The 7,257-nt window shown below is 61.0% G+C and carries 7 protein-coding genes; 2 read left to right on the forward strand and 5 right to left on the reverse strand.

Annotated features, from left to right (window positions below; translation table 11 throughout):
- Positions 1-96: 96 nt before the first annotated feature.
- The 3 genes from ACW9I6_RS28875 to ACW9I6_RS28885 all read right to left on the reverse strand — a co-directional run bounded on the left by ACW9I6_RS28875 (position 97) and on the right by ACW9I6_RS28885 (position 2,643).
- The gene (locus ACW9I6_RS28875; protein WP_003213821.1) at positions 97-930 is read right to left on the reverse strand and encodes a thymidylate synthase; all 834 of its coding nucleotides are present in this window, start codon (positions 928-930) and stop codon (positions 97-99) included.
- A gap of 51 nt (positions 931-981) precedes the next feature.
- Positions 982-1,794 carry a prolipoprotein diacylglyceryl transferase gene (gene lgt / locus ACW9I6_RS28880; RefSeq protein ID WP_003213823.1) on the reverse strand — a complete coding sequence of 271 codons (813 nt, stop codon included), beginning with the start codon at positions 1,792-1,794 and terminating at the stop codon, positions 982-984.
- Positions 1,795-1,860: 66 nt separating this feature from the next.
- Positions 1,861-2,643, reverse strand: a complete 783-nt coding sequence (locus ACW9I6_RS28885) for a sulfite exporter TauE/SafE family protein (protein WP_003213825.1) — start codon at positions 2,641-2,643, stop codon at positions 1,861-1,863.
- 89 nt (positions 2,644-2,732) lie between these two features.
- Between ACW9I6_RS28885 and ACW9I6_RS28890 the strand changes: the two genes are divergently transcribed.
- Positions 2,733-3,479: an NRDE family protein gene (locus ACW9I6_RS28890; RefSeq protein ID WP_003213826.1), complete on the forward strand. Its 747-nt coding sequence runs from the start codon at positions 2,733-2,735 to the stop codon at positions 3,477-3,479.
- Positions 3,480-3,616: 137 nt separating this feature from the next.
- On the opposite strand, the gene ptsP is transcribed toward ACW9I6_RS28890, so the two are convergent.
- Positions 3,617-5,896, reverse strand: coding sequence for a phosphoenolpyruvate--protein phosphotransferase (ptsP, locus tag ACW9I6_RS28895; protein ID WP_003213828.1), 2,280 nt, complete (start codon positions 5,894-5,896; stop codon positions 3,617-3,619).
- 22 nt (positions 5,897-5,918) lie between these two features.
- Positions 5,919-6,398: an RNA pyrophosphohydrolase gene (locus tag ACW9I6_RS28900; RefSeq protein ID WP_003176750.1), complete on the reverse strand. Its 480-nt coding sequence runs from the start codon at positions 6,396-6,398 to the stop codon at positions 5,919-5,921.
- Between the two features lie 143 nt (positions 6,399-6,541).
- On the opposite strand from ACW9I6_RS28900, the gene ACW9I6_RS28905 reads away from it, so the two are divergent.
- Positions 6,542-7,198 carry a histidinol-phosphatase gene (locus ACW9I6_RS28905; protein WP_177080614.1) on the forward strand — a complete coding sequence of 219 codons (657 nt, stop codon included), beginning with the start codon at positions 6,542-6,544 and terminating at the stop codon, positions 7,196-7,198.
- Positions 7,199-7,257 lie beyond the last annotated feature (59 nt).

A 7,257-nucleotide genomic window follows, 5' to 3' on the forward strand; every position in this document is an offset into this window, starting at 1 on the left:
GCTTGTTGGAGAAGGGGGGGTGTAAGCCACTGAATGTGTTTCTGATACACCGTATTCGCGAGCAAGCCCGCTCCCACATTTGGACCGAGATCGCTTTTAGATCGCTACATCGGCCTTGATGCTTGGATCAGCGTCATAGCCCACGATTTCAAAATCTTCGAATTTGTAATCGTAGATCGACGCGGGTTTGCGCTTGATCACCAGTTCCGGCAGCTTCTTCGGCGTGCGCGCCAGCTGGGTCTGGATCTGTTCCATATGGTTGCTGTAGGCATGGGTGTCGCCCGTGGTGACGATGATCTCGTGAGGGATCAGGTCGCACTGCTGGGCCAGCATATGGGTGAGCAACGCCAGGGCCGCGGTGTTGTACGGCAGGCCGAGGAATACATCTGAGCTGCGGATGTACAACTGCATCGACAGATGACCGTCATGCACAAACGCCTGGTACAGCAGGTGGCAAGGTGGCAGCGCTTGCTTGCCGTCCCGGGCGTTCTGCTGCGGGCTCTTGGTCTCGTCCGGCAGGTACTCGACGTTCCAGCCGTGAAACAGGATGCGGCGGCTATTGGGGTTGGTCTTCAACGTCTCGACCATGTAGTCGATCTGGTTGATCTTGCCGCCGTCCTTGGTTGGCCACGCGGTCCACTGCTCGCCGTACACCGGGCCCAGGTCGCCGTCTTCGGTGGCCCATTCGTCCCAGATACGCACGCCATTTTCGTTCAGCCACTTGATGTTGGTGTTGCCACTCAACATCCAGATCAATTCGTTGGCGATGCTTTTGAAGTGAAGCTTCTTGGTGGTCAGCAGCGGGAAGCCGTCGGCCAAGCTATGCCGAAACTGACGGGCAAACACGGCCTTGGTGCCGGTGCCGGTGCGGTCGCCCTTGGTCAGGCCATTGGTCACGACATCGTTCAGTAGTTCGAGATATTGCTTCATGTGTATACCTGTATCGTTGAAGCCGGGACCCTCGGGCCCCGGCGTTCGAATTTAAAGCGCGGTGTTCTTGATGCCTTGCGGGCGATTGTAAGCCCACCACAGCAGGCCCAGGCCGGCGATGATCATCGGCAGGCTGAGAATCTGACCCATGGTCACCCAGCCCCACGCCAGGTAGCCCAGTTGCGCATCCGGCACCCGTACGAACTCGACGATAAAGCGGAAGATCCCGTAGAACAACGCGAACATCCCCGAAACGGCCATGGTCGGGCGTGGCTTGCGCGAGAAGATGTAGAGGATCAGGAACAGCGCCACGCCTTCCAGGGCGAACTGGTACAGCTGCGAGGGGTGGCGCGGCAATTGCGCCGGGTCGCTGAACGGCGGGAACACCATGGCCCACGGCACGTCAGTCGGCTTGCCCCACAGTTCGGCGTTGATGAAGTTACCGATGCGCCCGGCACCCAGGCCAATCGGCACGAACGGTGCGACGAAGTCCATCAACTGGAAGAACGACTTGCCGTTACGCCGGCCAAACCACCAGGCGGCGATCATCACCCCCACAAACCCGCCGTGGAACGCCATGCCGCCCTTCCACACCTCGAAGATCAGCGTCGGGTTGGCGATGTAGGCTGGCAGGTCGTAGAACAGCACATACCCCAGGCGTCCGCCGACGATGACCCCCATCGACATCCAGAACACCATGTCGGAGAGCTTCTCCTTGGTCCAGGTCGGGTCGAAACGGTTCAGGCGCCGGGAAGCCAGCAGCCAGGCACCGCCGATGCCGATCAGGTACATCAACCCGTACCAATGGATTTGCAGCGGACCGATGGCCACGGCCACCGGGTTGATCTGCGGGTAAGGCAGCATTGCGACTCCTCGTTAAATCAATAGTCATGGCGCATCGGACCATGCCGGTGCGCGATTAAGCCTGCGTTACAGCAAAAAATTCAGCCCTACGCAAAACAGCAGCCCGGCGAACAGCCGCTTGAGCAAGCGCGGCGACAACCGGTGCGCCAGGCGCGCGCCGAAACGGGCCGCCACCATGCTGGTCAGGGCGATGCCCAGCAGCGCCGGCAAGTACACAAAGCCGAGACTATGATCGGGCAGCAGCGGATCATGCCAGCCCAGAATCATGAAACTTAACGCACTGGCCAGGGCGATCGGCAAGCCGCAGGCCGACGAAGTGGCCACTGCCTGCTGCATCGGCACGCTGCGCCAGGTCAGGAACGGCACGGTCAACGAACCACCACCGGTGCCGAAAATCGCCGACGACCAGCCGATCACGCCACCCGCCAGGGTCAGGCCAAGCTTGCCCGGCACCTGGCGGCTGGCCTTGGGCTTGAGCTCCAGGGTCATCTGCACGGCGATCACCAGGGCGAACACACCGATGATCTTCTGTAGATGCGGCCCGGAGATCGCCTCGGCGGTCAGCGCGCCAACGCCCGCGCCCAGCAGGATACCCACGGCCATCCATACGAAGATCGGCCAGCGCACGGCGCCGCGCCGATGATGCTCACGCACCGCATTCACCGACGTGAAGATAATAGACGCCAGGGACGTGCCGACAGCGAGGTGGGTCAGCACCGCGGGATCGAAGCCCTGCAAGGTGAAGCTGAACACCAGCACCGGCACAATAATGATGCCGCCGCCCACGCCGAACAGCCCGGCGAGCATGCCCGCGCAGGATCCCAGCAGCAAATACAGCAGAAATTCCATGGGAGCCCCCGAAAACAGACCGGCATGTTAACGGATGCAAAGCACAGGGTTCTATGGGTAGAGTGGGCAAAACACAAAGGGATCGCCTTATGTGCCTGATTGTTTTCGCCTGGCGGCCGGGCCACGCCCAGCCGCTGATCGTCGCGGCCAACCGTGATGAATTTTATGCCCGGCCCAGTTTGCCGTTGGCCCAGTGGCTGGATGCGCCCCATGTTTACGCGGGCAGGGACCAGGAAGCGGGAGGGACCTGGCTGGGAGTTGGCGCAGACGGGCGCTTTGCGGCGCTGACCAATATCCGTGACCCGCACCAGCCGCCGGCGCGCAAGTCGCGGGGTGAGTTGGTGGCGCGCTTTCTCAGCGGTTCGCTGTCGATTGACGACTATTTGGCCGACGTTAATGGCAGATCGATTGAATATGCCGGGTTTAACCTGCTGGTCGGGACGCGGGACGAGCTTTGGCATTACAACGCCAAGGAATCTGCGCCGACACCATTGGTGGCGGGGGTTTATGGGTTATCCAATGCAGGGCTGGATACGCCGTGGCCGAAGTTGTTGAAGGCCAAGGCGGCGCTGACAGAAGTGCTGGACGATCCGCAGCCTGAAGCCTTGCTGGGGATTTTGAGCGACCCGCAGACCGCGCCGTTTGCCGACTTGCCGGATACCGGCGTGGGCTTGGCGACGGAGAGTCTGTTGTCGAGCGTGTTTATTGCCAGCCCCAGCTACGGGACGCGGGCGAGCACGGCGCTGATTGTGAATGCCGACGGGACGCGACATATCGTGGAGCGCAGTTTTGGGCCGTATGGCGGACAGTTGGGTGAAGTTGAACTCAAAATCTGAACCTCACGCAAACCAAATGTGGGAGCGGGCTTGCTCGCGAAGGCGGCGTGTCAGCCAATACATAAGCTGACTGATGCACCGCTTTCGCGAGCAAGCCCGCTCCCACATTTCGATTGGGGACAGGCTCTGAAATCCGGTTAGAGGCTCTTTGCAGACGCCGGGTTGATCATCCGCGCCAACCCAAGGTTCTTCAGCGCCAATTGCAGCGAGCTGTGGATAACTTGCGGGTTGTCGATAGTCATCAACTCCGCCAGCAGCTCCTTGGCCCGGCTCAGGTTGATCTGGCGCAGCATCCATTTCACCTTCGGCAAGTTGGTGGCGTTCATCGACAGGCTGTCAAAGCCCATCGCCATCAACAGTACGGCCGCCGCCGGGTCACCGGCCATCTCGCCGCAGATACTCACCTGCTTGCCTTCGGCATGGGCGTCGCGCACCACGTTCTGCAAGGCTTGCAGCACCGCCGGGTGCAGGTAGTCGTAGAGGTCGGCCACCCGCGGGTTGTTGCGGTCCACGGCCAGCAGGTACTGGGTCAGGTCGTTGGAGCCCACCGACAGGAAGTCCACCTGCCGCGCCAGCTCCTTGGCCTGGTACACCGCCGCCGGAATCTCGATCATCACGCCAATCGGCGGCATCGGCACGTCGGCGCCTTCGTCGCGCACTTCGCCCCAGGCCCGGTGGATCAGGTGCAGGGCTTCTTCCAGCTCGTGGGTGCCGGAGATCATCGGGAGCAGGATGCGCAGGTTGTTCAGGCCTTCGCTGGCCTTGAGCATCGCGCGGGTCTGGACGAGGAAGATTTCAGGATGGTCGAGGGTAACGCGAATACCGCGCCAGCCGAGGAAGGGGTTGTCTTCCTTGATGGGGAAATACGACAGTGACTTGTCGCCGCCAATGTCAAGGCTGCGCATGGTCACCGGTAACGGATGGAAGGCGGACAGTTGCTCGCGATAAATCGCCAGCTGCTCCTTCTCACTCGGAAAACGCTGGTTGATCATGAACGGCACTTCGGTGCGGTACAGGCCCACCCCTTCGGCGCCGCGCTGTTGTGCACGTGCCACGTCCGCCAGCAGGCCGGTGTTGACCAGCAGCGGTACGCGGTGGCCGTCTAGGGTCACGCAGGGCAGTTCCCGCAGGGCGTCGAGGCCCTGGGACAGCTGGCGTTCTTCTTCCACCACTTCGGCGTATTGCTTGCGCAGCACTTCGCTGGGGTTGGTGTAGACCTCGCCGTGGTAGCCGTCGACGATCATTTCGATGCCGTCGACCTTGGAATACGGCAGGTCCACCAGGCCCATCACCGTCGGAATGCCCATGGCCCGCGCCAGGATCGCGACGTGGGAGTTGCCCGAACCCAGTACCGAGACCAGGCCCACCAGTTTGCCTTCCGGCACTTCGCCGAGCATGGTGGCGGTCAGTTCTTCACTGATCAGGATGGTGTTGTCGGGGTACACCAACGTGGTCGAGCGCTCTTCCTGCAGGTAGGCCAGCAGACGGCGACCGAGGTCCTTCACGTCCGAGGCGCGCTCGCGCAGGTAGGCGTCGTCCATCAATTCGAAACGGTTGACGTGATCGGTGACCACCTGGCGCAGCGCGCCCTGGGCCCACTGGCCGGTCTTGATCACGTCCTTGACTTCGCTGCCCAGGGACGCGTCGTCGAGCATCATCAGGTACACGTCGAACAACGCCCGCTCTTCAGGCCGCAGCTGGGTGGCCAGCTTGGTCGAGAGGGTGCGCATGTCATTGCGCACGCCTTCGAGGGCGGTCTTGAACAGGATGATTTCAGCGTCGATGTCGGTGACGGTCTTGTCCGGCACCACGTCCAGGTCGGCGGGCGGCAGCATGACCACGGCGGTACCGACAGCAGCACCCGGCGAACCCGGCACGCCGACGAACTTGGCTTCCTGGATGCCCTTGCCCTGGCGTCCCAGGCCGCGAATCGAACCGGTGGCCTCGGCGTGGGCGATAACCCCGGCGAGCTGCGCGCTCATGGTCACAAGGAAGGCTTCTTCACCTTCGTCGAACTGGCGGCGTTCTTTCTGCTGGATGACCAACACGCCGACAACGCGGCGGTGGTGAATGATCGGCGCACCGAGGAACGAGGCGTAGCGCTCTTCACCGGTTTCGGCAAAGTAGCGATAACGCGGGTGATCGGCCGCGTTTTCGAGGTTCAGGGGTTCTTCACGCGTCCCCACCAGGCCCACCAGACCTTCATTGGGCGCCATGCTGACCTTGCCGATGGAGCGCTTGTTCAAGCCCTCGGTGGCCATCAGGACAAAACGGTTGGTCTCGGGGTCCAGCAGGTAAACCGAGCAGACCTGGCTGCCCATGGCTTCCTTGACGCGCAACACAATAATCCCCAACGCCGCCTTGAGATCCTTGGCGGAGTTAACTTCCTGGACGATCTTGCGCAGCGTATTGAGCATGGCTCGGGGTCGAACTCCGTCGTCAGTCGCGCGCTAAAAGGCGCGGGGCAAGCTCTTTAAGAGCGCGACGATAAACCTCGCGCTTGAATGTCACCACCTGGCCCAACGGATACCAATAACTGACCCAGCGCCAGCCATCGAACTCCGGTTTACCGGTCAAATCCATCCGCACCCGCTGCTCGTTGGAGATCAGGCGCAGGAGAAACCATTTCTGTTTCTGGCCGATGCACAGCGGTTGGCTGTGGGTACGCACCAGACGTTGCGGCAAACGATAGCGCAACCAGCCTCGGGTGCAGGCCAGAATTTGCACATCTTCACGTTCAAGGCCTACTTCTTCGTTCAACTCACGGTACAAGGCGTCTTCAGGGGTTTCGTCGGGGTTGATTCCGCCTTGAGGAAACTGCCAGGCATCTTGGTTGATACGGCGAGCCCATAGCACCTGTCCGGCATCATTCGTAAGAATAATCCCGACATTAGGACGGAAACCATCGGGGTCGATCACGGCAACAACCTCGCAAACGCATGTCACCGCATTGTTCCACAAAGATTGATACAGCGGCAACGAGGCTGCTTACCTTATGTGCACTCTTGTGAAAAGACCGTATTCTGGACGCCTTTTTACAGACTTTTCAGCGAGTAACTGCAATGCGCCTGGCTTTATTCGACTTGGACAACACGCTTTTGGGGGGTGACAGCGATCACGCCTGGGGCGATTACCTCTGTGAACGCGGGATTCTCGACGCGGTGGCCTACAAGGCCCGCAACGACGAGTTCTACCAGGACTACCTGGCCGGCAAGCTGGATAACGCCGAGTACCTGAACTTCTGCCTGGAAATCCTCGGCCGCACCGAGATGGCCCAGCTGGATGAATGGCACCGCGACTACATGCGCGACTGCATCGAGCCGATCATGCTGCCCAAGGCAGTTGAGTTGCTGGCCAAGCACCGGGCGGCGGGCGACAAGCTGGTGATCATCACCGCGACCAACCGTTTTGTGACCGCGCCGATTGCCGAGCGACTGGGGGTTGAAACCCTGATTGCGACGGAATGCGAGATGCAGGATGGCCGCTACACCGGGCGCAGTACGGATATCCCGTGCTTTCGCGAGGGCAAGGTGACGCGCTTGAATCGCTGGCTGGAAGAGACCGGGTTTAGCCTGGAGGACAGTTACTTCTATAGCGATTCGATGAATGACCTGCCGCTGTTGGAGCAGGTGACGCATGCAGTGGCAGTGGATCCGGATCCGAATCTGCGGGCTGAGGCTGAGAAGCGTGGTTGGCCGGTGATTAGCCTGCGCGGCTGATAAAGCTTTCGCGAGCAAGCCCGCTCCCACATTTGATCGAGTTCCACCTTTGGAATGCA

Source organism: Pseudomonas sp. SDO5522_S412, assembly GCF_054071215.1.

What these genes read in the sequence shown, in the direction of transcription:
- ACW9I6_RS28875 (WP_003213821.1), bottom strand. Translation starts at nt 930, where the DNA reads ATGAAGCAATATCTCGAACTACTGAACGATGTCGTGACCAATGGCCTG.
- lgt (WP_003213823.1), bottom strand. Translation starts at nt 1,794, where the DNA reads ATGCTGCCTTACCCGCAGATCAACCCGGTGGCCGTGGCCATCGGTCCG.
- ACW9I6_RS28885 (WP_003213825.1), bottom strand. Translation starts at nt 2,643, where the DNA reads ATGGAATTTCTGCTGTATTTGCTGCTGGGATCCTGCGCGGGCATGCTC.
- ACW9I6_RS28890 (WP_003213826.1), top strand. Translation starts at nt 2,733, where the DNA reads ATGTGCCTGATTGTTTTCGCCTGGCGGCCGGGCCACGCCCAGCCGCTG.
- ptsP (WP_003213828.1), bottom strand. Translation starts at nt 5,896, where the DNA reads ATGCTCAATACGCTGCGCAAGATCGTCCAGGAAGTTAACTCCGCCAAG.
- ACW9I6_RS28905 (WP_177080614.1), top strand. Translation starts at nt 6,542, where the DNA reads ATGCGCCTGGCTTTATTCGACTTGGACAACACGCTTTTGGGGGGTGAC.